Consider the following 24657-nt stretch of genomic DNA (forward strand, 5'->3'; position numbering starts at 1 on the left):
TTATAACCTATTTTTTAGACTTTGTATGCAATTTTTATGCCTTTACAGTAATAGCTTTCATATTGTATACTTGTGCAAAAATTTAGGAATTTAATTTGCCATATATAAAAAAAGAGTTTAAAACAATAAAAGGGAAAAAAATTGAGGAGTTTTTGCAAACTCTAGCTATTGATTTAAAACTTTGTTTGACTCTTTTAGAAAAAGGCAAAATCACAGATGAAAACAATAAACGCCTACAAAAAAATCAAATTATAAAATCAGATTTTATTTATATAGTTATATTTGAGCCCCAAACAAAAGGTTTAAAACCGATTTTCGACTCTTTTCATTTTGCTATTTTTGATAAACCAAGTGGAATAATGGTTCATCCCTCTTCTCACCAACTAAATATTTATACCCTTTTAGATGAAATAAAATATCATTTTGGTGAAAAAGCCTCTTTGGTTCACCGAATCGATGCTGAAACTTCTGGTTTAGTATTGGTAGCTAAAAATGCCTTTAGTGATATGGTTTTAAAATCTATGTTTGAAGAAAAACTCTATACTAAAAAATATAAAGCTTTAGTAGATGGAGAAATAAAAGAAGAATTGACAATAAACACTGCAATCACAAATGATACTGGTTTAATAAAACTAAAAATGAAAACAGATATTAATGGAAAAGAGTCAACAACAATCATAAAACCAATCCTTTATGACGAAATAAATAATCAAACTTTAATAGAAGCGATTCCCTTAACAGGAAGACAACATCAAATTAGAGTTCATTTGGATTCTATTGGTCATACAATAATTGGAGATCCACTTTATGGAGTAAATGAAAAGTTTGCTGATGATTTTTTGAAAAATAACATTTCTTTAGAAAAAAGAGTAAAAATAACAAAAGCTCCAAGACTGATGCTTCAAGCCGATTATTTAGAATTTGAATTTTTAGATGTTATTTACAAATTTTCTTCAAAACAAAAATTTATCACTATTTAAATAATAATTTCTATTTAATAAAAAAATTTATCCTTTTTATCCAAAATAAAAAATCCTTAGTTATAATCAACTATTAAATAAATATTAGGTTATAGATTATGAATACACTATCAAATGAAAATTTAAAAGAAAAAAATATAAAAGGTGCTTTTTTTGCAGCAATAGTAGGTGATGCTTTATGTTTAGGAACACACTACGAATATGATGCTAAAAAAATCTATGAAGCTTATGGACAAAAACCAATAGAAAAGTTTATGAGTCCAGGTGAAAAAATGGGTGGACAAACCCACGGTATTGGTTGGGGTGAGAGAAACTATCATCCAGGAAAAAGTGCTGGTGGAACTACTGATTATGGTGATTACAATATAGTAATTCTTGAACACTTAGTTGCTACTTCAAATCCGCCTAGAGCTTTTAGCGTACAAGATTTAATTCCCCATTGGATGAATAGACTTGAAAATGGTTGGGGTTCTTGGATTTGTACTATGACAAAAGAAACATACTCACAAGTAAAACATGGAACAAAAATCGAAAACTTAGGTGGAATATCAAATGCCATGGCAATACGTCATGTTGCAGCTCATGCTTATTATGAAAATGAAGATGAGTTAGTTGATGTTGCAAGAAAAGCTATGTTTACACACAAGGACTTTTCAGCTCTTGGTGGTGGTGAGTTTTTTGCAAGGGTTACCCACAGAGTTTTGAGAGGTGAAAGTCCAAGAGATGCTATTGAAGAAGTTGCTGTTTTAATGGGTGGATTTTTTGAAGATAAAACAAAACAAGCAATAGCAAAATATGAAGAAGAAGCAAATCCTCAATCACAGCTTTCAAAAGAGCAATTTTCTGATGATTTAGCACTTACATCAATGGCTAGACTTTGGGATATTGGAAGAAGTGAACCAATAAAAGTAGGAAAAGCAAGTCCAACTGAAGGCACACTTCCAGGAAGTATTTATTTCATACTAAAATATGCAAACAAAGAAGATGGACTAAAAAAAGCCCTACAAGCAAATGCAATGGTTGGAGGTGATAATGCCTCAAGAGCAATTGCCATTGGTATGGTTTTAGGAGCATATTTTGGAGTTGATGCAATTCCACAAGAGTGGAAAGAAACATTAACTCAATGGGAATATTGTGAAGATTTATTGGATAAACTTCCTTTGATTAAGAAGTTGAAAGAAGCGTAATTTTTAATTAAATTTATTCTCAAACGCTTTTGTTTGAGAATAAATAATATAAAGAAAGTTCCTAAGAAAAAAAATCTACCAACTCACAACATACATCATTAAAATAGTTCTTTGATTTATTTAAAAATAATACTTTTAATTTACTTCTTGTTTTAATTTTTTTGTTCTGAGATTATAGTTATTTAAATATGCTACTAAATCACTATCCATACTTGCTAAATGGTAATCAAACCAATAAGGGATTTTTTCTATGTAATATGATTTTAAAATATTCATACCAAATGCACTATGAGATTTATCAATAAAAAATTGTAGCTCAGCTAAAACTTTATTGTGCTCATTTTTATGTTCCATACTTCTTGAATAATTATATCTATCCATTAGTTTTTCTTCTTCCATGAAGTGTCTTTTTGTATGAGCAAGTAGTTCTGTAGCTTTTGATTTAATACTTGCGTTTGATGTAACTTCTACACTATTATAAATTTCTAAGAATTCTTTATGTAGGACATCTATCACTTTATTGTTCAACACATGTTTACTTTTGTCAAATGCTTTTAGCTTGCTCATAATTAACTCCTATGATTTTGGAATATACAATGCAATAGCCATTCCCTTAATAAAAATTATTGACTATTTTTTCCTAGAATATAACCAAGAGAGAGATTTAATTGTAGATAAAGTAACAAAATAAATAACAATACCAGTTTATCAACTATTTCTCTTTTAATATCATATAAGATTATGGTTACTTTTTAAACTCTTTTTGCATTTGACATAAAAATTGCAGCTAATATAAGTAAAGTTCCCGTAATTCTATTTTGTATTTTTATTGCTTTTACATCTTTTAGTAAAAATCTCAACTTTGAAGCAAGTGAAGAATAGCCTGTCATTACAAATATATCTACAGCACATAAAGTTGCAGAAATAATTAAAAATTGTAAAAATATTGATTCATTTGGATTTATAAATTGAGGAATAAATGCTACAAGAAAAATCGTTGCCTTAATATTTGTTAGATTAATTAAACTTGAATTCAAAAAAGCTTTTTTTGCATTATATGAATTTAGATGTTCTTTTTCATCCACTATTTCAACTTTTTCAAAAATTTTGCTTAATCCAAAATAGACTAAATATGCAACACCTATCCATTTTATAATAGTAAAAATCATAACTGATTTAGCAATAATCGCTCCTAATCCAATAACTACTATAAAAGCTTGTGTTAGGTATCCAACTTGTAATCCTAAAATTGCTGGATAAGATTTTTTAAGACCATATTTTAATCCATAATTCATAGAAACAACTGCACCAGCTCCAGGTGAAACAGAAATTGCAATTGCTGCTAAAAACATAGTTAACCAAACATTAAATTCCATATAAATTCCTTAATTGATACTCGAAAAAAGAAGATTACAATATTATTGATAAATTTATAATTTTGAAGTCTAAATCATATTTATATTAAAATTTTCTAATATAATAGTAAATAATGAATATATTTAAAAGGTTAATAAATGCAATTTGAGAAATTAATAAAAGGTAAATTAGTAAAAAGATATAAAAGATTTTTAGCAGATATTATTTTAGATAATGGTGATGAAATTACAGCTCATGTTCCAAATAGTGGAGCGATGACTTCTTGTATAGAAGAAAATTGTGATGTTTGGGTTACTTTTCATGATAACCCAAAAAGAAAACTAAAATATACTTTGGAACTCACAAAAATGAGTGAAAATCTAATCTGCACAAATACAGGAGTTGCGAATAAAATAGCAATTGAAGCTATCCAAAATGGCGTGATAAAAGAACTTCAAGATTATGAAAGTTTAAAACCAGAACAAAAATATGGACAAAATAGCAGAATTGATATTTTATTAGAAAATGAAAATGAAAAATGTTATGTAGAAGTAAAAAGTGTAAGTTTAAAAATAGACGATTATTTAGCTTTTCCAGATGCTGTAACTTCAAGGGGAACAAAACACTTAAATGAATTAGCTCAAATGGTAAAAGATGGTCATCGAGCTGTGATGTTATATGTTATTCAAAGAAGTGATAATTTACCTTTTAGATTAGCTTGTGAAATTGATAAAAAATATTGTGAAGCCTTTAAAGAAGTGATTAAATTTGGAGTTGAAGTATTAGTTTATCACTCATACATAAATTTAGAACAAATTTATATAGAAAAAGCCACAACTATCAAATCATTTTGATACAATTGCAAAAATAAAAATAGGACGATTTTGAACTTAAAACAAATTAGCATTGCAATATATGCAACTTACTTAACAAACAAATATGGCTTTAAATTAAAAAAAGCCAAATCTTCGGAAGAAAAAAAAGCCTTAAGAATTGAATATTCTCAAGTACTTTTATCAAAATTAAATATCAGCGTTGAAGTTTTAAATAAAGAAAAACTTCCAAAAGATGGAAACTATTTACTAATATCAAATCATAGAAGTATTATTGATCCACTTATTGTTGAACTTGCTTTAAAAGAGTCTTTGATTCATGGTTTCTGGGTATCAAAAAAAGAACTTTTTAACTCTTTTTTCTTTGGTACTTTTACAAGAAATGCAGATGCAATTTTATTAGATAGAGAAGCTTCTAATATGAGCTCTTTTTTCAAAGAGACAAAAGAAGTAGTAAAAAAAGGCTATTCAATCTTTGTTTTTCCAGAAGGAACAAGAAATAAAACCTCTAATCCTATCAGTACTTTTAAAGAAGGTGCAAAACTAATGGCATTAAAAAATAGAATTGATATTTTGCCAGTTTTTATAAAAACTAATGCAAATCAAGTTTTAAAAGAAGCAATAGAAAAAAGAACAAAAAATTTAAAAATTGAGATTGAAATTGGCGATATAATTGATTATAAAGATAAAGAACCACTTGAAGAGATTTATAAAAAACAATTTATAAAATAACTTATTCTTATTTTATTAAAATAAGTTTTTCTTATTTATATAATATTAAGTTTACTTATATGATAATGATTTTACATAAAAAAATCATAGGAATTAAGAATGAACATATTTGATAAAATAAGAAGTTTTTGTAGACCATTTAGAGTTGTTATAGGTTTAATATTAATTATAATTGGATTTATAACAGGAAATGCTTGGTTTTATTTAGGAGTAATTCCACTTGTAATTGGAATTGTAGGTTTTTGTCCTGTGTGTATTATTAGTAAAAAGTGTACGCCAAAAGTAAAATAATCATAAATAAAAAAGGAACTTTTCCTTTTTTATTTATTTCTTATCTGCTATAAAATTTAAAATAATCATTCCATAAAATTTACCATCTTTATAAAACTCTACTCTATATTTATTATTACTATTATCTATTGAATAATTGTCTTGAATATCACTTTTTTTGATTAAAATATCATCTTCACTATCAACACCATTTTTACTAAAGCCAATAATATTTACTCTAAAATCTGATTTAAGAATTTTAAAATCATTTTTTATATCTACTATATTTGCAAATGAAGTTTCAAGCTCTTTTCCATCAATTAATATTTTTATTTTTTCTTTTGTAGTTGATAAATCAAATATTTGAGGATATAAATCACAAACTTTTATGTTTCCTATATAAATCTCATATTTATTATCACTATTTTTAACTCTTGCTAAACTATGTGTAAAATCAAATTTATTATCATTTTTTTTCAAAGGAACAAATCTCATATTACTTTTAATATCTGTTAAATCAAAAGATATATTATTATTTATTGTAACTTTTCCAAAATCATAGATTTTGTTTTTTACTTGTTCATAATTATTTATGTCAAAATCTCTTTCAAATTTAATATCCATAATTTTCATAAACTCTTCAATAGATTTTAACTGATAGATTACTTTATATGTTAATTCCGTTATGTTTTTGCTAGTTTCTATAGCCATTGCTGGTTTATTATTTGTTACTGCAAAATATGTTAAAGATAGTTGCATTTGCTCATCTTTAAATTTTGTTTCAGTATTTTTTACCCCAAAAGAGTGATATTCTTGAAATAGACTATCGTTATTTAATATAGAAGTTACTTTATTTGCAAGTTCATCTAAATTACCAAACTTTTCAAGTCCATTTATTTTTTCTTGGTCAATGATAGTTGCTTGTCCCCAAGCATTTGGATTAAAAATAGCATTTTCATATTTATTTCTATAAAAACCATGTCCATCATGTAGATTTAATATCAAATCTACTTTTTTATCGAGAATTATTTTTTTTATTTTTGTTACAGTTTCAAAATCATTATCATTTTTATCAACAGAACTAAATTTTCGGTTCATATCACCATAAATCCCTCTGTTATCTGCCATAATACTATCAGTATTTAAATTTGGAATTATCCATAAATTCCCTGATTTAATTTTGTAATATTTTTCTAAAAATGCAGGTGCAAAATATCCACCTGGTTCATCACCATGAATTCCACCAATAATTAAAAGCGTATGACCTTTAATCTCTCCTTCTTTTTTATATAAATCAAAAGGTGTATTTGAAGCAAAAAGTTCAACAATAAAAATAAAAAAAACAATAATAGTTCTCATAATTCTCCTAAAATAATTTGCGCCGAATCATAACATATAGCTATTTAGACTAGTGTTAAAAGGAGAAAGGGAAATAAAATAAGAATTATGATGTAAAATTTATAATCTTTTTATAAATCCAATAACTTTATTTGCACTCTCTTTTGAACCATATAATGAACTATCAATTGTAAAATGATAATTTTTAGCATCTCTCCAATTTTTGTTTGTAAAATGTACACAATAATTAGCTCTTTCTTCATCTGATTTTTCTAAGTCATAATTAGTAACAGGTGGATTTGCACCATAATCTTTATTAATTTTTTCTATTCTATACTCATCATTTGCATGAATAAAAATATTAATACAATTTGGGTGATCTTTTAAAATAAAATTAGCACAACGCCCTACAATTACACAAGATTTTTGTGCACAAATATCTCTTATTATTTTACTTTGGACTAAAAAAAGTGCATCTTTTGGTGGTAATTCATCATTTACATAAGCATAATTTTGTTCATACAAATCATATATCAGTGAATTACTAAGTTTTTGTTCATTTTCTTGAATATAATCCAAAGTATAACCTGTTTGTATTGCAGTTAAACGAACCAATTCGCTATCAATAAATGAAATACCTAACTGCTTAGCTATGATTTTCCCTATTTCATGTCCACCACTTCCAAACTCTCTTGAAATAGTTATAACAAAAGTATTATTATATTTATCAACTATATCTTCAGTAGAAATATCTTTTACAGTTTCTTGTAAAAGCCATTTTTCAATATTAGGCATTTTAATACTATAAAATTTAATAAGAGTTCCAATTAATAAAGCAGCAATAATACTACCTTCTCTTATTCCTTCAATCTTAGATATAAAAGCATAAGAACTAATTAAACCTATAACTACCATCAAACTATCCATAGAAATTTTTATTTTACCAAACTCTTTTTTGAAAGTTTGAGAAATAACAATAACTAAACCTTCCAAAGGAAGATATGTTAATCTAGTTTTAATAACAAGAAATATTCCAAAAGCTAAAATAACACAAGCTAATAAACATAAAAAAAGTTGTTCTATATAATTGCTAGGTTGTAAATTTTTACTTAAAGTCATTGCAATATCAATACAATAGCCAAATAATATAACAGCAGGAAGTTGTACTAATTGAAAAATATTGTACTTTTTACGCAATATTATTATTTGTATTAAAATAAATAAACTATTTAAAATAATTGTCAATTCACCTATTGTTAGAGAAAATCTCAAACTATATATGTAAGGAACACAAGAAATTGGAGATACACCAATATCTGCTTTTACAGATAGGGAAACACCTAAAGCCATTATAAAAAGTCCTATTATAAAAACAAGAACTCTCTTTACAAAATTTATATTAATAATCTTTTCTTTTTGCAATACCAATTTATCTTCTTTCAATCTTTTAATAATAATTCAATATGACTTGTAATATAAACGAGAAGTTAAAACAAAGGCTTATTTATCAAGCTTTTTTTAAATTAAAATGAGTTAATTAGAGGGGATTGTACTACTAATTAGCTTCAATTTAAAAAAGAGTAAATATAATTACTCTTTTTTGTTGTTAGTGTCCAGATATTCCTTTAGGAACTTTTATAGGCTTTGGAGCTGCCCAAATTATAAATGCTGCAAAAAGAAATACAACTGAAAGTGTTATCATCACTTGATTAGTTGCTAACATAACACTTTGTTTATCAATCATTGAATTTATGGTTTGATTAATCAAATCTGTACTCATTCCTGAGTGTTCCATTGATATTCTAATACTATTATCACTATCTGTAATGGCTACTAAATCTGCATGATTTTCAATGGTTTTATTACTCCATGCAGTTGATACAAAGGATGTTGCAAAAGCACCTGCTAAGGTTCTTACAAAATTCAATAACCCTGCTGCTGAATCTACTTCATTTTTATCTACACTTGAAAGGGATAAACCCATTGAAGGAATAAAAAAGAAAGGTAATCCAAATCCCATAAAAAATAGAGGTAACATAACATCTATAAAAGCCATATCGGTATTTGCAATACCTCTCCAAAAAGTCATAAGACCAAGCCATAAAACACCCACAAAAACCAATTTTCTTGCATCTGTAGTGGTTGCAGCTTTTGCAACAAAAGGAGCTACCATTAAACCTGCAATTCCTGTCCAACAAGCAGCAAGCCCAGCTTGAGTTCCTGTATATCCCATCAAAGTTTGAAGCCAAAGAGGTGTTAAAACATTTGCACCAAAATATGCACCAAAAGCTAAACTTACAGTTAAAACACTTATGGTAAAACCCCTATGACGAAAAACTTTTAAATCAACAATTGGATGTTCTTCATAAAATTCCCAAATTATAAAAGAGACAAAACAAACAAAAGAGATTATTGATAAGATTATGATTTTAGAGGAACTAAACCAATCAAGATCTTTTCCCTCATCTAATACTAATTGTAAACATACAATCCAAACAATCAATAATGTTAAGCCAGTCACATCAATTGGTTTTTTAATTAAAGGCTCAACAAAATCTTTTAGTATTTTCCAAGCAAAAAATCCACAAATAATAACAATAGGAGAATTTAAGAAAAATACCCAAGGCCAACTATACTCATCACAAACATATCCTCCCACAATTGGTCCAAGAACTGGTGCAACAAGTGTAGTCATAGACCACATTCCAATAGCAACTCCTGCTTTTTCTTTTGGGAAAAGTCGCAAAAGTAAAGTCTGAGAAAGTGGCATTAAAGGTCCACCAGAAAAGCCTTGAAATACCCGAGCAACAACTAATAAACCCAAAGAATCTGCAAGTCCACAAACTATTGAAAACAATCCAAACATAATCATGGATACTACAAATACTTTAACTGCTCCAAACCTAGCTGCAAACCAACCTGTAAGTGGCACAGTTATAGCTTCACCAATTGCGTAAGCTGTGATTACCCAAGTACCTTGAGATGCTGTAGCACCAAGATTTCCTGCAATATGTGGAACTGATACATTTGCAATGGTCATATTTAAAACTGCAATAAAATTTGCAGTTGTAAGCATAAGAGCTGCAACCCAAAACATTGTAGGAGATAAATTAAATGCTCCATCTACTTTAGCAGATGAAGTTTCATCTTTTTTCATAATAAATTCTCATTTTATTTTTGTGTAAAAGTATCTATTTCTACATCCATTGAAAGACCTACTTTTAAAGGATGAGTTTTTAACTCTTCAGGAAGTAGTTCAATACGAACTGGCACTCTTTGAACAACTTTTATCCAATTTCCTGTAGCATTTTGCGCAGGAATTAATGAAAATGCAGCACCTGTTCCACCAGAAAAACCTTTTACAACTCCATGGTAAGTAACTGAATCACCATAAATATCCGCATGAACCTCAGCTTGTTGTCCAATTTTTACATTTTTTAATTGACCCTCTTTGAAGTTTGCATTTACATAAATATTATGTGTAGGTACAATTGATAATAATGGTGTTCCCTCTTGAACTCTTTGACCTAACTCAACTTGTCTTTTAGCAATTATTCCATCTATTGGGGCTTTTATAATTGTACGATTAAAATCTACCATTGCTTTGTCTAGTTTAGCTTGAGCCAAAAGAACTTCTGGATTTTCTTCTACACTTACATCATCAATTTTTGTAGCATTTTCATTTCTTGAACCAATTGCTGAATTGATATTTGCTTTTGATTGGTTTACTTCTGCAATTGTTGATTCCAAACTTGCTTTTGCATTTTCATAGGCATTTTTAGCCTGAGTTAATTCTTCTGCTGAAATAGCACCTGCTGAGATTAAAGCTTCTCGTCTTTTTAAATCAATTTTAGCTTTTTCAAAATCAGCTTTTACAGAACTTAGTTTTGCATTCATTTTAACTTCATCTGCTTCTCGCGCAACAATTAGTGCATTTAAACCATTATTATTAGCCACATAACCTTTTACTCTACGAATTGCTAAACTTAAATTTGCTTTTGCTTCTTCTAATGCTAAAGAAGTATCTGTTTGGTCGATTTTTACTAAAATATCGCCTTTTTTTACAACTTGCGTATCTTTTACTAAAACTTCACTAATTGTTCCACCAATAGAGGGAGTTACTTGTGCAATTTCAACATCTGTATATGCATTATCAGTTGATACAAAATGAGAAGCATATAAATACCAATATGCACTAAAAGATGCTCCCACAATAATTATTAATGCAAAGAAAATAAAAAGTACTTTTTTTCGTTTACTTTTGTTTGTTTCATTTGCTTTATTATTTTTTTCCATCATTATTTCCTTTTTCAATAATAGGTAATTTTGTGGCATATCCACCTCCAAGTGCATACTTAAGTGCAATATCTAAGCTTAATGCCCTACTTTTTTGATTTATTAAATTTCTTTTTACATCTATTAGAGTCTCTTGAGAATATAAAACATCTAAATAATTACTAAGTCCACCTTCGTACCGTTTTGTTTTAATATCATATGCCTCTTGTGAAGAATTAAGTTCTTCAAAAGATTTTAAAAGTTGTTTTGCTAGTGATTTTTGGCTAGTTCCTGCATCTGCCACTTCTTTTAAAGCTTGAGTTATTACTCCATTATAATTAGCAACAGCTTCTTCGTATTTACTTATATTTGAACGCAACTCACCTTGTAATCTTCCTGCACTAAAAATTGGTAAAGAAATAGCAGGCCCAACTGATCCTCTATATGAATCTTTTTCATTAAGTAGATTTAATCCCAAAGATTGAAGTCCAATAAATGCAGAAAGATTTACATTTGGATAAAACTCAGCTTTTTTCTCTTTTATCAGATATTCTTGTGATTCAACTTGCATACGAGCAGCAATAATATCTGGTCGTCTTCCCAATAAATCAACTGCAATTTCATTTGGCAATCCAAAATCACTTTGATTAAAGTTAATACTTGGACGAGTTATTTTAAGACCTCTATCAGGTCCAGCTCCCATTAAAGCAGCTATTTTATTTTTTTGTAAAGAAATTTGTTCATCTAAAGATAAAATTTCACCCTCAGTTTTTGCTAATACACTTTTAGAATCTTCCACCGTAGCTTTGTTTTCAAGTCCATTTTCAAACCTAAGATTTAACAACACAAACAATTTATTTTGAACTAATAAATACTCTTTTAATTCATCCCTATCAGAAAATAATCGTGCCAATTCGGCATAATCACTTGCAATTGCAGATGAAAGTGTTAATCTTGTTTGTGCAAGTTCAGCTTTCATAGCTTCAACATCTGAAATACTTGAAGCTATTGCAGCACGATTTTTACCCCAAAAATCCAATTCCCAAGAAAAATCCAAAGTCACTTGCCCATAATCATTCCAACCTACTGGTGTAGATGAACGGGGAGTTATATAGTTATAACTATGTTTTTCTTCTGTCACTTGTGCATTTGCACTTACTTGTGGAAGATTTGATGATTTATTAACTTGTGTAAAAGCATCTGCTTGTTTTAATCTTGCTTGTGCTGAAATAATATTTGGGGCATCAGCTAATGCTTCTTTTATCAATTCATTTAATTGTAAATCATCATATATTGTCCACCAATCTTCTTTTGGCCATAAAATACTGTTTTTATTTTCAAAAGAATTTTTTGTTTCATATTGTGATAATGTTTTTGGTTTTACTAATTCTTCATTTGATGGAAACATTGCACAGCCGCTCATAAAAAAGCTCAAAGTTGCTAAAGTTGTGGTTGTTTTTAAATACTTAGATAATAAATTAATTTTAATATTTTTATTCATTTATTCCTCATTTTTCTAAACAATACTGTACTGTACAGTACATTTAAAGGAATATTATCAATTTTAATGTTAATATTGCTTTAAATATTTAAATGGGACAAACTTTAATGAGAATAAAAACAGAAGCAAAAAGACAAGAAATCATTCAATCAGCAGCAGAAATCTTTGAAGAATTTGGATTTGAACGAGCTTCAATGTCAAAAATTTGTTCTAAAGTTGGTGGGTCTAAAACGACTCTTTATAACTATTTTTCTTCAAAAGAAGAACTATTTTTTGAAGTTGTATCAATTTCAAATTCAGATGATTTTGACTTTGCATTTGAAGTATTAAATAGTTCAAAAAACATAGAAAATGTACATGATCAATTGTGTGAATTTGGGAAAAGGTTTCTATCTTTTTTATATTCTCCAAAACTTATCAAACTAAGAAGACTTACTATAAGCCAATCTGGAATAACAGATTTAGGTAAAATTACCTATAACAATAGAATATTAAAAAGTCGAGATTTAGTTTCAAAATATTTAGCAAAAGCCATGGAAGCAAAAAAAATAAAGCAAACAGATACTGTTGTTGCAGCAAGACATTTATATGGACTTTTGGAATCAGAATTAATGTATCAATTTCTTTTTCAAATTGATGTAGAACATTCAAAACAAGATATGAATGATATGGTGGATAGAGCAGTTGATGTTTTTATGTCTGCTTATGGTATTTAAAATTTAGAAAAAATTCCAAAAGATAAGATATAAATATTGGACATTTTAAGATATCAACTGCCCTTTTTCATGATTTTGGAAAAAAGATATAAGGTCATCTTTCAGTAATGGTTTTGAAAAGTAATACCCTTGAAATCTATCACATCCAAATGCCTTTAGTAAAGCGCTTTGCTCTTTTGTTTCAACACCTTCAGCTAAAATATGCATATTCAAGTTTTTACCAATAGCAATAATATTTTGAACCATCTTTTGAGCAGCAATCTCTTCAACGATAGTATCTACAAAACTTTTATCAATTTTAAGCTCATCAATAGGAAGTCTTCTTAGCATACTTAAAGAAGAGTAACCTGTTCCAAAATCATCCATAGAAATTTGAATTCCATAACCTCTAATTTCCTCCAAAAGGGGTAAAATATACTGAATATCTTCTATTAAAAGATTTTCTGTAATCTCGATTGTAATAGAGACTTGATACAGTTCAGCCGATTCAATTGCATTTAAAAAATGTGTTAAAAACCCTACTTCCATAAACTGACGAACAGAAATGTTAATAGAAGTTTGAAAAGTAATATTCAATATTTTTTGAACTTCTTTAATCTCTCGTAAAGTATAATCAATAATAAAATGCCCTATTTTTAGCATTTGTCCTGAAGTTTCAGCAACAGGGATAAACTTATCAGGAGGAACGCTTCCTAAAATTGCATTATTCCATCGTACAAGTGCTTCAATACCATGAATATATCCTGATGCATCTATTTGAGGTTGATATACCATAAATAACTCATGATTATCAACAGCTTTTTTAAGCTCTTGTTCAATGATTATATTCATTAAATAACTCTCTTCCATAGAATTGACAAAAAGTTTAGCATTGCTTTTTATCTTCTTTGACTCATACATCGCAATATCTGATGCACGCAGAAGCATATCTAGAGTTTCTCCATGATCTGGATATTTTGCAATACCGATACTTGCACCAACACTCAAAATCAAGTTATTAATTTTATAAGGTTTAGAAATAGCCTCTATAATATTATTTCCAAGAGTTAAAAGAGCATTGTCATTTGTTAAGCGAGTAAAAAGAACAAACTCATCGCCACCATATCGGATTATAACTCCATTTTCAGGGATGAGCATTTTAAGTCGTTTTGAAAGCTCCACTAAAAGAAAATCACCGTATTGGTGACCAAAATTGTCATTAATATTTTTGAAACGATCCATATCAATATAAAGAATACTAAAAGCAGGAGCCTCTTTAAAAAGCCAATGATTAATATTTTTTTGAAGGTACATTCTATTTGGAAGAGAAGTAAGCGGATCATGAGTTGCTTGAAATATTAAATCTTCACTACGTTTAACCTCTGCTTTATCAATAATTCTAAAAAGAAAAAAGAATATACTTTCAATCAAAATAAAGATACTAAAAAAGATACCTACCCTTATAAAAAAGTCATTTTGAAGCAACGAATAAGGTATACGAGCACTAATCCAAAGTTTATGCATTACATCATATTGCATAGATGTAAAATATTTATTTGAATCTGAATCTTTATGAACAAAAGAAACTAAAGTCTCTTTTTGTCTCAAATCATCCATTGTAAGATGATGAGTATCAAGAATTGATTGACGAATACTCTCTATTACTTTATTAGAAATAGGAGATGAATATATTGTATGATTATCTGTTTTATTATTAGATATATATTGAAAATAATAATCTCCATCTCGAATAATAGAAATTTGATGATTATGATCTTTATCAAAATTAATACTAAGCTTTCCAAATGAATCATTAACTCTTAGCGCTGCGGTAATAATTGTTATAATAGTACCATTTTCATCTCGAATTGCTTTTCGAATAGGTGTTATCCACTGCTTGATTGCAGCAAAGTAATAGGTACGACCAAAAACCATTTTATGGCTTTTAAGTGTCTCTTCAAATGATTTTCTACTTTCTTCTTGTTGTAAAAGATTAGGAAATGTTGATACATCATACCCACCATTTACAAATGTCATCTCACCAGTAGGAGATACTAATGCAATTGAAAACATAGAGGGATTGTCTTTAAGTGTAGCATTAAGAGTTGATATAGCTTTGGGATTATCTTTGTAATGACTATCTTCTAAAAAACGATTACCAACAATATTAAGAATAGTTTCTTGTGTTTTAAATAAAGAATTAGTTGAATCTATTATAAGCTTAACCATATTTTCTTGTGTTGTTTGATACCTATTATGAATAGTTTTCCAACTTGAATAACATAAAATGGTAAATAGAAGAAGAAAAAATAATGTCAATACATAAAAAATAAGCCAAACATTCTTCTTTAATATTGCCATGCTATGCCTTTTAGTAAAATTCTACTTACATATAATTTTATCATATATGAATTCAAAATGATAATTTTTTTAATACAATTTGTATCATCAAGTAGAATTTTTTTGTATTTACTAAATTACCAATTTCAAGTATTTCACATTTGATTCAAAAAAAATTTCTATTATTATAAAAAATAAAAAGTTATTCTTCATGCTTTTTATCAGTAGATATAGAAATTTCTTCTACTATTTCATTATTATTTAAAGCTTCTTTTTTCTTTCGTTTTTCTTCTTTTTTTTTCTCTTTTTCTATCTCTCTAGCTCGTTTTTCAAAATTGTAATTTATTTTAGCCATTTATTATCCTCTTTTTTATATTGATTTATTTTCCCATACAATAATGCTATTTGCTGATTGCGAAGTTAAAGAAATTATCTTTGTATATTATTTCTTTATGGGTTAAGAGTTCCATTCTAGCAGAATTTTTAGATTTTAACTTGAGAGAGGAATTTTTTATCTTATTAATTTAATTCTATTTTGTAAGAGAATCCCATGTTCCAGCATTATGAACATTTTTAAATCCATTTGCCATTAAAATACGCTTTGCGAAACTACTTCTACTTCCACTGGCACAACAAAGAATTACGGGTTTAGTATTATCTAGTTCACTCATTCTACTTTTTAGTAAATCTAATGGGATATTTATACTTCCTACTTTATGGGCAAAGGCGAACTCTGATTCACTTCTAACATCAACAATTTGACCACCTTGAGAAAGTAGAGTTGGTACAAGTTTTAATACCTTATGTTGACTATATTTTTTATAAGCTATATAAGCCACTAATATAATAAACGCATAAATTATGTTTTCGTTCAAATTTTTTCCTTATTCTAATTCATCTTTATAAACGATAGAGTTATACTCTTTTGAGTAAACAAGTTCACCTGAATATAACTGTTTTACATACTCTTCAAACCATAAAGAGAAACTTTGAGATACGATTTCTCGCTCATCTAATTCATACCATAAAGTAATAATTTGCCCTTTTGTACCAGTTTCTGTAGGACTTAAATCAAGACAATAATGATCTCCACAACCATCACTCGTAAATGGTATCCAGTTTACATTCCACCACTCATTTTTAACTCCATCATCAGGAGTTGATATTTTGCCTTGAAGTTCATTTTCCAATAAGTTTTTCCAAATATTAAACTCTTCAATGATACGGTGCGTTGATAAAAACTCCTGAGAATCAAAAAGCCAAGCAGCTTCACCTTTTTGACCATTATGTATTTTTAATACACTTATAAAATCATCTGGTAAATCAACACCAATAGTAGTTGTAAGTTCTTCTATTTCATCATCAGTAGCAGGTGGATTTAAATCTAATAAACCATCACAATAGTTGTCAGCAAGCCATTGTTTAAACTTGTCAAATTCTTTTTTCATTTAAATCCTTTAAATATTTTCGTATTCTAATGGAATTTGACTTATATCCTTTAATAAGGGTAACTTTTATAATTTTTACACATCATAATTTAAAAGTTGCCAGTACTTATTTTATCTTTTATTTTAAATTATAATTAGTTAAGTATACTGTCCTTAAATTTAAGAAAAACAACCTAAGGAAAATAAATGAAGAGATCTATTGGAATGAAAAGTTCTTATGCTTTAATAGCTAGAAGTGTAGATTCTGAAATCACAAAAATATCAGCTGGTAATTTTGCTTTAGGATATGAAAGTAAAAGTGGACTATTTGTAGTTCAATATTATGGTCGTTGCGATACTGATTTAAATCACGAAATTAAAAATTGGATTGGAAAATATAAAAGATTTAAATTTTTCTATGCTTCAAGCCCAAAAAGTGCTTTTGAGAAAGAGTGCAAAAATTATCATACTTTTGATAAAAATAAAATAGATAATAAAATCCACCCCGAAAAACCTGAAAATACAGATTATACTTGTCCTTATTGTCACTAATAAAAATAAAAAAGAGCAGTAGTTTAAAGTTGCCTGTCCCCTTTATTTTTAAGTCTGAGTTAAGAAAAATTACTAATTGATTCCTGACATAAATTCTATTTTAAATAAGTCAAAATCTCTTCATTAATATTAAGTGATTTTGGTTTAATATCTTTCATTAAATTTTTAAAATTTAACACTACTTCATCTTTATTTTGGAAAGTTGCTTTTTGATTAGATTTAATTAAATAAACAGAAAAATCACTTAGAAATGAATTGATAAACGACATCCATTGGGCTATTAACTCTGTAAAAGTTAAAGATTTTATATTTATATCAACTTTATAACCAATAACAGTTTTATATTCTTCTAATTCTAAGTAAGATCTTAAAAAACTTGAAGCTCTGTTTTTAAGTTTATTTTTTAAATTTTTGTTATTTGAAATTTCTGCTAAAACTAAAAAATAACCCATATGATAAAGAGGAGTTAAAAATGAAACTAGATTTACAGGGTACTCTTCCCACGCTTTAAATATATCTTCTATGCTTGAAAACTTATCTGATTCTTTAATCTCTTTTTCTGCCACCTCAAGGTTAAATTCTTGAGCTTCTGTGTTGAAAAAAGACGACCTTGATGACATATCAGTTATATTTTTAATAGAACGCTCAGAAAAATATAATTCTTTCATTTTGTCAAAAAAGGAAATTATATTAATAGAATTTCCATTGAGAACTATCTGGGGCATATATCTTGTTGAGAGGGATATAAGTGCAAATTTTTCTGCTGATTCCTTCATTACACTCTCTTTAAATTCAGAAGATTTAAATAAAACACTAGTGTTAATTTCTTGATGATTTTTTTTTGAATAAATTGTTTCCATTTTAATATTTCCTTAGTATTTATATTTGCTAATATATTTTTTGATTTTCTTTTGAAGTATATTATCCAAATTCACTTCTTAATAGTCTCAGGATGGCAATACAAGACTCTTTAGAGTACAAAAAGGTAAAAGGTTGATTGAAAATTCTGGGGATGTTAAATTCACTTATTTTAAAGCACAGCTTTTTCTTTCGATAATAAAGGTGCCTGTCCCCTTTATTCTGTCGCTTTTATTACCTGTCCTTTATTAACATTTACTTTTCTAACTTGTTATTCATAGCTTCAGATATTTCTATTTCAATTTGATTTACAGAATTTAATCTATCTTCAGATACTTTATATAATCTATCAAACTCGAATCTTCCAAGATAATCTGGACTATCTAGTTCTTCATAACATATTTTCCAAAATTCTAATCCTACTTGAATTGATAACTTTGCAAATTCATTTGCATTTTTTACCCAGTCTTTAGGCTTCATCCATATAGCTTCTTTTGAAGGAGAATAATGTACTGATGCATTTCTAATTTCTTCATATTTATTGAAAAAAGAGAGAAATGGCTCTTTAATTTGATGTTTATCAGATGTTATAATTTTAATTGTTTTATCTTTTCTTATAACTTTTTGATATTTTTCTATTTTAGATTTTAAAGATAAATAACTATTTTTCTTTAATCCTTTTAAAATATCAACTTCTATATCTTCTAATACTTCTATATTTCTTTCTAAATAACTAAAACCAATACTATTAACAAAACATTCTATAAAAGAATAAAAAGAAATAATTGTCAATCGACTACATGAGCATATTTCAAATTTCAAATCAGAAATTTTTGTATATATTACTTTATCAATTTCTTTATTTTTATCATTTAAAATATTTTTATATCGTTCAAGAATATTATAATTATAATTTGTTTTTATAAGAGTACTGAATGCATCTTGAAGCAAAAAAGTTTCTTCAACTGATCCAAATCCTGAATGGCAATATAATCCAATATTAAAATGATAAGGAACATAATTATAGTTATAAAGTTTTGAACAATCCATTTGTTTTTCAAGCCAACCAAATGTAATTCCATAAGTAAATGGGTCATTACCCTCTTTAAATAATTTATTCCAATTAAATGCAATTTCATCAATTGTTTTTTTTAGAGGAAATCTTTTTATAAAATTTTCTGTCATTTGATGCAAAATCATTTCCATTTGTGGTAATTTTAATGCAATTTCTTCTTTAGATGATACCTTTAAAAATTCATGAGTTGAAAATACAACATCTTTTATTTTTTCAATATCAGAATTTGGAACTAATACACCCATTAATTGTAAATAGATGGCAAGATTAAAAACTTCATTTATTTTTTCTTCACTTAAATTCATTTTATGTGGTAATGTCCTCTATATAGTCTAACTATTATTGATACTAAATTTAATATTTTTTATTCTTGAGAATATTGTGCTTGAAAAAACATCGGCATCATTTTCATAGCAAAAGGGTATTGTTCTAGGATTTTATTCATTACATCATATACGACAGTTGCATCCTCTGAAGCGTATTTGATTTGTCCAGAAGTTAGCTCTTCATTTTCCCAATTTGATCTTGACATATTTTTTGATTTTTGTAATTTTTCATTTAAAATTATTGAAGCTGCTTTTCTAGCTCCTATTTGGTTTTTTGATGAGAGTTTTTTGAATATATCTTCAAGGTCGATTGTTGATTTTAGTCTTAGGTTAAATTGTCTAAAAAGTGCTACATTATCGCCTTTTAATCCAGTGCCTATTTTTATTATTTTGTCATCTTCCAAAAAGTTTATAAGTGGTTTTAGATTTTTAATTTGTTTAGTTTGAATAAGATAACATTTATCTTTTGTAGCTAATTGAATAAGGCAAACACCATTATCTGCTTGACCTTTTTTAAATGTTGGTTTTTGTTCACTATCAAAGCCAATAAAAGGAGCTAACTCGATTGTGTTCATTGCCTCTTGCAGTTGTTCGCAAGTGTTAATAACTTCGATTGTTCTATTTCCAATTGTATAAGGAGCTTGTAAATCACTATCAAGTGAATTATCCATTAAATCAAAAAGTTTTATCATTGATTTTAATTCATAAGAGCCATTTTCTAAAATATTTTTCAAAACATTTTCAACTTCATTTTCTAAATCATCATCACAAAAAGTTCGAATTAGATTTAATCTATCTTGATTAGAAATCACATTTATTATTTTAATTTTAAACTCCTATTTAATTACAACCATTTTTAAAAAAGTATTGTAACATAAAGAGCTTAGACGACTTGTATTGCTTCTAATTTTTAATTAGCATTTTCTCTTCATCAATTGAAAGATAACGCCATTTGCCTATTTCAATATTAGGCTTAAAACTGCCAATACTAACTCGATTCAAATCCAAAACTTTTAATGGTGTTCCAAATTTGGGGTCTTTTAATGCTCCAAAAAGTCTGCGAATATGGCGATTTTTGCCCTCTTCTAGTTCAACTCTAAGTTTTGTTTTTGCTCCGCCATTTCCTATTTTTTCTACTTTTGCTTTCAGTATTCCATGAATACTTTCAACACCATTTTTAGCTTCCAAAATATGTTCATCTGTTACATAACCTCTAACCCAAACTTCATATATTTTAATGCAATTTCCCGGTTTTGTTAAAGCATCATTTATTTTTCCATCTCTTGTGAATAACAAAAGCCCTTTAGATTCTAAATCAAGGCGTCCAATAGGCATCCAGCCATCTTGAAAAAGCCAATCAGGTAAAAGATTGTAAACAGTTTTTCGCCCAAGGTCATCAGATCTTGTGACTAAATAACCTTTAGGTTTATTGAGTGCTAAGAGTATTTGAGAATCGTTTGTTATTATATTCATGGGCTACATTCCTTAAGTATGTTTGATAAGCCCGTAGTTTCAGGGACAGGATACTTGTAAAGTATCCCCGCAATTTCTTAAGTTGTAGTTAAAAGAAAGATGATAATTATTGTAAATAGTTTAGATAAACCGTTCACATTATATGATAAAAATTGAGGAATTCAAGTGAAAGCTATTTTATTATGCTATTTATCTATCCTATTTAAAATAGATTTTACATAAGGTGATTTTTGTTTACCATAAGATTCTTGATCAGTAAAACCACTGGCTAAAATCTGTTTTTTAGAAAACTCTTACTCTTCTCTAGCAAGAGGATTGTTTAACATATAATTTTTGTATTCAATCTGTTTTTTATGTTCATCACTTCCTTTTTGAATAACATGAACATGTAAAAAGTATTCTTTATCATTTACAATAATCATACCATCTTTTCGTGGTCGCTCAGCAGGAAAAGGTTTTTCACTGATTTGATTTTGAAAGCCAAGTTGTAACAAATGATTAACTGCTTTTTCTAAATCATCATTTTCATATAAAATAGATAAATCTATTATTCCTTTACCACCAACTTTAAATGAGGTAGAACCTATATGAATAACTTCAAATTGTTCTATACAAATAAAGTCAATAACACTTTGAGCTACTTCAAAATATTTAACCGACCAAGGATTAAAATCAGCTTTTATTTTTTTATATTTTAAGATTTTCATATATTATTTATCACTCCAAAAATTGTATTTTCACTAAATCTTATAAAAAAACTAATATCAAGCTTTTTCCACAATTAAGTATGTATGTAATTCTGGATATTGATCAAATTCTAAATGTCTTATGATACAACTTAAATCTAAAAAACATTTTAGAAAACCATTTATTCCAAGAGAAGAATAATAAACTTCTGGCCCCATATAATCATTTACATGTTCACCAGAATCAATTGTACCACCAAAAGAGAATATAAAAATACCGCCAACATTTAAGCTATCAACTATTTTTGCGATTACTTTTTTTTGTTTTGATAAAGGAATATGCCAAATACTATCCCACGCTGTAATAAAATCATACTTATCAGACAATTCATATTCGCAAATATCTCCATAATAAAAAGCAATAGAAGGATGACGTTCTTTTGCTAATTCTACCATCTTACTAGAAATATCTATTCCACTAGGAGTGAAGCCTTCATCTATTAGTAAATCTATAAATCTTCCAGTACAACCACAACCGATATCTAGTGCTTTACCTCGATTTTTTGCAAAATCTATTGCTTTTTTATGCTGAATAATTCCATTTATTTTATCAAATTTTTCATTTTCCCATATATGTGTAATTTGATTGTAAGAATTACCAATATCCAAAGGCTCCATATTATTGAAACTTCTCACCAGCAGCTGCTGTGAATGTCATTTCAACTAACAAAGTTGGGTCAACTAATTCAGCTTTTACACAAGCTCTACTTGGCGCACAATTTTCAGGAAACCATAAATCCCAAATTTCATTTAAACCATCAAAATTTGCAAAATCTGTTATATAAATAGTAACCGCTAAAATTCGTGATTTATCACTATCAATCAAAGCTAAACTAGCTTCAGCTTGGTCAAATATTTGTTGAACTTGTCCTTTAATATCTACATTTGTATCTGTGTCTGCTACTTCTGTAAAAGTTGCAATTCCATTAAAAACAGTCACATCTGACCATCTTTTGCAGGGGTTGATTCTGTGTATTTTCATTTGTTATTTTCCTTGATAGATAAAATTTATATAATTTATTAATATTAGATTTTATCTATTAATTGCTTTAAGTGCTGCAAGTAAATATTTTGGATTGTGTGTTGCTTCATACATTGGATGCACTTCTTTATTTGTATCAAATAAACCATAAACTGCCATTTGAGCTGTTCGTACTGAATATTCAACCGTAAATACGCAATCTTTTGGTGCTTGCGCAAATTGACCTAAAAAAGCAAAATTTGTTGAACCTGTTGGTATAACATCTGGTCTATCTCCAATATTATATGGCATAAAAAGACTATCAATAAATGGCATTGAAACAGGAATACAATTCACTTTTCCAGCTTTCGTAACAGGCTGCATTAACTCTTGAATTTTTAAATGATAATAAAGCTCTTCTAAGAGTTCAGCCCCTGAACACTCCGCCATTGTTTTATTTATATAATTTCCAATTCTATCAGGGAAAAGTCCATAACCCCAAAAAATCTTCACATCTTTAGCTTGGTTTGGGAAGTGCGGTTGCCTTGCAATTACTATTGACATAAGCCAATTTGAATCAGTTAATGTAACAAGTCCACCTGTTCCATCTACGTTTCCTGAGAAGTTTTCCATGTAGTCCAAAAATGTGCTGTCTTTCATGGTTGCTGTAAATGAGTACCATTTCTGTAAATCTATATTGTCACAAAATGGATTTGGATTACCAAAAGAAGCATCTTTTTTTGCTATTTTTTTCCATAATTTCCAAGAACCAGATTCTTCAAGTCCTTTTAATTTAGCTGAAGTATCCCAAGTACCATTATTTGTACTTTCTGTAATTGAACCATTTGTAAAAAATACAAAATCATTTTCTTTGATTATTATTTCACTTTTATTTTTTATATGAAGAACTGTAGCAGTTTTTTTATCATCAGATAAATCAAAATCAATATCAATTACTTCAGTAGCCATATCAAAATTCACCCCTCTTTCTTCAAGGTATTTTTGAATAGGTCTTACAACTGAGTCATATTGGTTATATTTTGTTCTCATTACACCACCTAATTTTGGCAAACCATCCACAAGATGCATAAAACGTTTCATATATCTTCTCATAACAACTAAACTGCTCCATTTTTGAAAAGCAAACATAGTGCACCAAATATACCAAAATTTGCTATCAAAAAAAGATTCATCAAACCAATCTTCTATTTTTTTATTACCTAATGATTTTTCTGAGACATATGTTAATTTTATAAAATCCATTTGTTGTTCAAAAGACAATCCATATGAAGTTACATCTAGTTTTTTCCCATCCTTTAAAAGACGAGCTTGTGCATTTGAAACAAATCTTTCATTAAATTCATAAGATTCATCTCTAACTGATATATTTGGATTTTCTAGTGAAGGAATGTGTGAAAGCAGCTCCCAATAACACTCATAGTGCATTTCGTGCATTCGTCCACCACGAACAACATATCCTTGTTCTGCATTACCAGCTCCATCAGTAGCTCCACCTGCAATTAAATCTTTTTCTAAAATATGGATATTTTCACTACAAATATTGGCATCTTTTATCAAATACACAGCACTAGCAAGTCCTGCAATTCCACTACCAATGATATACACTTTTGAATTTTTCAGGTTTTTCGTTTTCATCTAATTATCCTTTGAATTATTTCTACTTGTATGCTTAAACATAGTAACTTAATAATTGATTTATTGGTGTATATTA

The 24657-nt window shown here is 27.9% G+C and carries 26 protein-coding genes; 7 read left to right on the forward strand and 19 right to left on the reverse strand.

Annotated elements, in window-relative coordinates; genetic code table 11:
- Positions 1 to 95 precede the first annotated feature (95 nt).
- Positions 96 to 980, forward strand: coding sequence for an RluA family pseudouridine synthase (locus tag AVENP_RS09685; protein WP_128357967.1), 885 nt, complete (start codon positions 96 to 98; stop codon positions 978 to 980).
- Between the two features lie 98 nt (positions 981 to 1078).
- The gene (locus tag AVENP_RS09690; RefSeq protein WP_128357966.1) at positions 1079 to 2167 is read left to right on the forward strand and encodes an ADP-ribosylglycohydrolase family protein; all 1089 of its coding nucleotides are present in this window, start codon (positions 1079 to 1081) and stop codon (positions 2165 to 2167) included.
- A 135-nt stretch (positions 2168 to 2302) separates the two neighbouring features.
- Here AVENP_RS09690 and AVENP_RS09695 read toward each other — a convergent pair whose 3' ends face one another.
- Positions 2303 to 2734, reverse strand: a complete 432-nt coding sequence (locus AVENP_RS09695) for a hemerythrin domain-containing protein (protein WP_128357965.1) — start codon at positions 2732 to 2734, stop codon at positions 2303 to 2305.
- A 185-nt stretch (positions 2735 to 2919) separates the two neighbouring features.
- A complete protein-coding gene (locus AVENP_RS09700) occupies positions 2920 to 3543 on the reverse strand; it encodes a LysE family transporter (protein ID WP_128357964.1) in 624 nt (207 codons plus the stop codon).
- Between the two features lie 138 nt (positions 3544 to 3681).
- Between AVENP_RS09700 and sfsA the strand changes: the two genes are divergently transcribed.
- From sfsA to AVENP_RS09715, 3 genes are all read left to right on the forward strand, one after another.
- A complete protein-coding gene (gene sfsA / locus AVENP_RS09705; protein WP_128357963.1) occupies positions 3682 to 4377 on the forward strand; it encodes a DNA/RNA nuclease SfsA in 696 nt (231 codons plus the stop codon).
- A 30-nt stretch (positions 4378 to 4407) separates the two neighbouring features.
- Complete coding sequence (locus AVENP_RS09710) at positions 4408 to 5088, forward strand: lysophospholipid acyltransferase family protein (RefSeq protein WP_128357962.1); 681 nt, start codon at positions 4408 to 4410, stop codon at positions 5086 to 5088.
- A 99-nt stretch (positions 5089 to 5187) separates the two neighbouring features.
- Entirely contained in the window at positions 5188 to 5379 is a 192-nt protein-coding gene (locus AVENP_RS09715) for a YgaP-like transmembrane domain (protein ID WP_128357961.1), read from the forward strand.
- Between the two features lie 33 nt (positions 5380 to 5412).
- Here AVENP_RS09715 and AVENP_RS09720 read toward each other — a convergent pair whose 3' ends face one another.
- The 5 genes from AVENP_RS09720 to AVENP_RS09740 all read right to left on the reverse strand — a co-directional run bounded on the left by AVENP_RS09720 (position 5413) and on the right by AVENP_RS09740 (position 12472).
- The gene (locus AVENP_RS09720; RefSeq protein ID WP_128357960.1) at positions 5413 to 6717 is read right to left on the reverse strand and encodes a M99 family carboxypeptidase catalytic domain-containing protein; all 1305 of its coding nucleotides are present in this window, start codon (positions 6715 to 6717) and stop codon (positions 5413 to 5415) included.
- Between the two features lie 99 nt (positions 6718 to 6816).
- A complete protein-coding gene (locus tag AVENP_RS09725; RefSeq protein WP_346726419.1) occupies positions 6817 to 8139 on the reverse strand; it encodes a DUF6198 family protein in 1323 nt (440 codons plus the stop codon).
- Positions 8140 to 8302: 163 nt separating this feature from the next.
- Entirely contained in the window at positions 8303 to 9853 is a 1551-nt protein-coding gene (locus AVENP_RS09730) for a DHA2 family efflux MFS transporter permease subunit (RefSeq protein ID WP_128357958.1), read from the reverse strand.
- A gap of 14 nt (positions 9854 to 9867) precedes the next feature.
- Positions 9868 to 10992, reverse strand: coding sequence for an HlyD family secretion protein (locus AVENP_RS09735; RefSeq protein ID WP_128357957.1), 1125 nt, complete (start codon positions 10990 to 10992; stop codon positions 9868 to 9870).
- Positions 10979 to 12472 carry an efflux transporter outer membrane subunit gene (locus AVENP_RS09740; RefSeq protein ID WP_128357956.1) on the reverse strand — a complete coding sequence of 498 codons (1494 nt, stop codon included), beginning with the start codon at positions 12470 to 12472 and terminating at the stop codon, positions 10979 to 10981. The genes AVENP_RS09735 and AVENP_RS09740 overlap by 14 nt, the downstream gene beginning before the upstream one ends.
- 107 nt (positions 12473 to 12579) lie before the next feature.
- Here AVENP_RS09740 and AVENP_RS09745 point away from each other — a divergent pair, with 107 nt between their 5' ends.
- Positions 12580 to 13188: a TetR/AcrR family transcriptional regulator gene (locus AVENP_RS09745; RefSeq protein ID WP_172664281.1), complete on the forward strand. Its 609-nt coding sequence runs from the start codon at positions 12580 to 12582 to the stop codon at positions 13186 to 13188.
- Positions 13189 to 13233: 45 nt separating this feature from the next.
- Here the strand turns inward: AVENP_RS09745 and AVENP_RS09750 are convergent, their stop codons facing one another.
- The 4 genes from AVENP_RS09750 to AVENP_RS09765 all read right to left on the reverse strand — a co-directional run bounded on the left by AVENP_RS09750 (position 13234) and on the right by AVENP_RS09765 (position 16955).
- The gene (locus AVENP_RS09750) at positions 13234 to 15528 is read right to left on the reverse strand and encodes a bifunctional diguanylate cyclase/phosphodiesterase (RefSeq protein ID WP_128357954.1); all 2295 of its coding nucleotides are present in this window, start codon (positions 15526 to 15528) and stop codon (positions 13234 to 13236) included.
- A gap of 181 nt (positions 15529 to 15709) precedes the next feature.
- Positions 15710 to 15862, reverse strand: a complete 153-nt coding sequence (locus AVENP_RS09755; RefSeq protein ID WP_172664283.1) for a hypothetical protein — start codon at positions 15860 to 15862, stop codon at positions 15710 to 15712.
- A 175-nt stretch (positions 15863 to 16037) separates the two neighbouring features.
- Entirely contained in the window at positions 16038 to 16382 is a 345-nt protein-coding gene (locus AVENP_RS09760; RefSeq protein ID WP_204514118.1) for a rhodanese-like domain-containing protein, read from the reverse strand.
- A gap of 9 nt (positions 16383 to 16391) precedes the next feature.
- Complete coding sequence (locus AVENP_RS09765; RefSeq protein ID WP_128357953.1) at positions 16392 to 16955, reverse strand: SMI1/KNR4 family protein; 564 nt, start codon at positions 16953 to 16955, stop codon at positions 16392 to 16394.
- A gap of 186 nt (positions 16956 to 17141) precedes the next feature.
- Between AVENP_RS09765 and AVENP_RS09770 the strand changes: the two genes are divergently transcribed.
- Complete coding sequence (locus AVENP_RS09770; protein ID WP_128357952.1) at positions 17142 to 17486, forward strand: hypothetical protein; 345 nt, start codon at positions 17142 to 17144, stop codon at positions 17484 to 17486.
- 95 nt (positions 17487 to 17581) lie between these two features.
- On the opposite strand, the gene AVENP_RS09775 is transcribed toward AVENP_RS09770, so the two are convergent.
- From AVENP_RS09775 to AVENP_RS09810, 8 genes are all read right to left on the reverse strand, one after another.
- Positions 17582 to 18346, reverse strand: a complete 765-nt coding sequence (locus AVENP_RS09775) for a hypothetical protein (RefSeq protein ID WP_128357951.1) — start codon at positions 18344 to 18346, stop codon at positions 17582 to 17584.
- A 253-nt stretch (positions 18347 to 18599) separates the two neighbouring features.
- On the reverse strand, positions 18600 to 19724 hold the full coding sequence (locus AVENP_RS09780) for a hypothetical protein (RefSeq protein ID WP_128357950.1): 1125 nt from the start codon (positions 19722 to 19724) through the stop codon (positions 18600 to 18602).
- Positions 19725 to 19783: 59 nt separating this feature from the next.
- On the reverse strand, positions 19784 to 20557 hold the full coding sequence (locus AVENP_RS09785; RefSeq protein ID WP_128357949.1) for a 3'-5' exonuclease: 774 nt from the start codon (positions 20555 to 20557) through the stop codon (positions 19784 to 19786).
- Positions 20558 to 20648: 91 nt separating this feature from the next.
- Positions 20649 to 21218: a pseudouridine synthase gene (locus tag AVENP_RS09790; protein ID WP_128357948.1), complete on the reverse strand. Its 570-nt coding sequence runs from the start codon at positions 21216 to 21218 to the stop codon at positions 20649 to 20651.
- Positions 21219 to 21511: 293 nt separating this feature from the next.
- Positions 21512 to 21925 (reverse strand): GrpB family protein, encoded by a 414-nt coding sequence (locus tag AVENP_RS09795; protein ID WP_228201841.1) that lies wholly within the window; start codon positions 21923 to 21925, stop codon positions 21512 to 21514.
- Positions 21926 to 21982: 57 nt separating this feature from the next.
- On the reverse strand, positions 21983 to 22582 hold the full coding sequence (locus AVENP_RS09800) for a class I SAM-dependent methyltransferase (RefSeq protein ID WP_128358190.1): 600 nt from the start codon (positions 22580 to 22582) through the stop codon (positions 21983 to 21985).
- A 1-nt stretch (position 22583) separates the two neighbouring features.
- Positions 22584 to 22946: a RidA family protein gene (locus AVENP_RS09805; protein ID WP_128357947.1), complete on the reverse strand. Its 363-nt coding sequence runs from the start codon at positions 22944 to 22946 to the stop codon at positions 22584 to 22586.
- A 51-nt stretch (positions 22947 to 22997) separates the two neighbouring features.
- Positions 22998 to 24581, reverse strand: coding sequence for an oleate hydratase (locus AVENP_RS09810; protein ID WP_128357946.1), 1584 nt, complete (start codon positions 24579 to 24581; stop codon positions 22998 to 23000).
- Positions 24582 to 24657 lie beyond the last annotated feature (76 nt).

The organism is Arcobacter venerupis, assembly GCF_013201665.1.
GTDB lineage: Bacteria > Campylobacterota > Campylobacteria > Campylobacterales > Arcobacteraceae > Aliarcobacter > Aliarcobacter venerupis.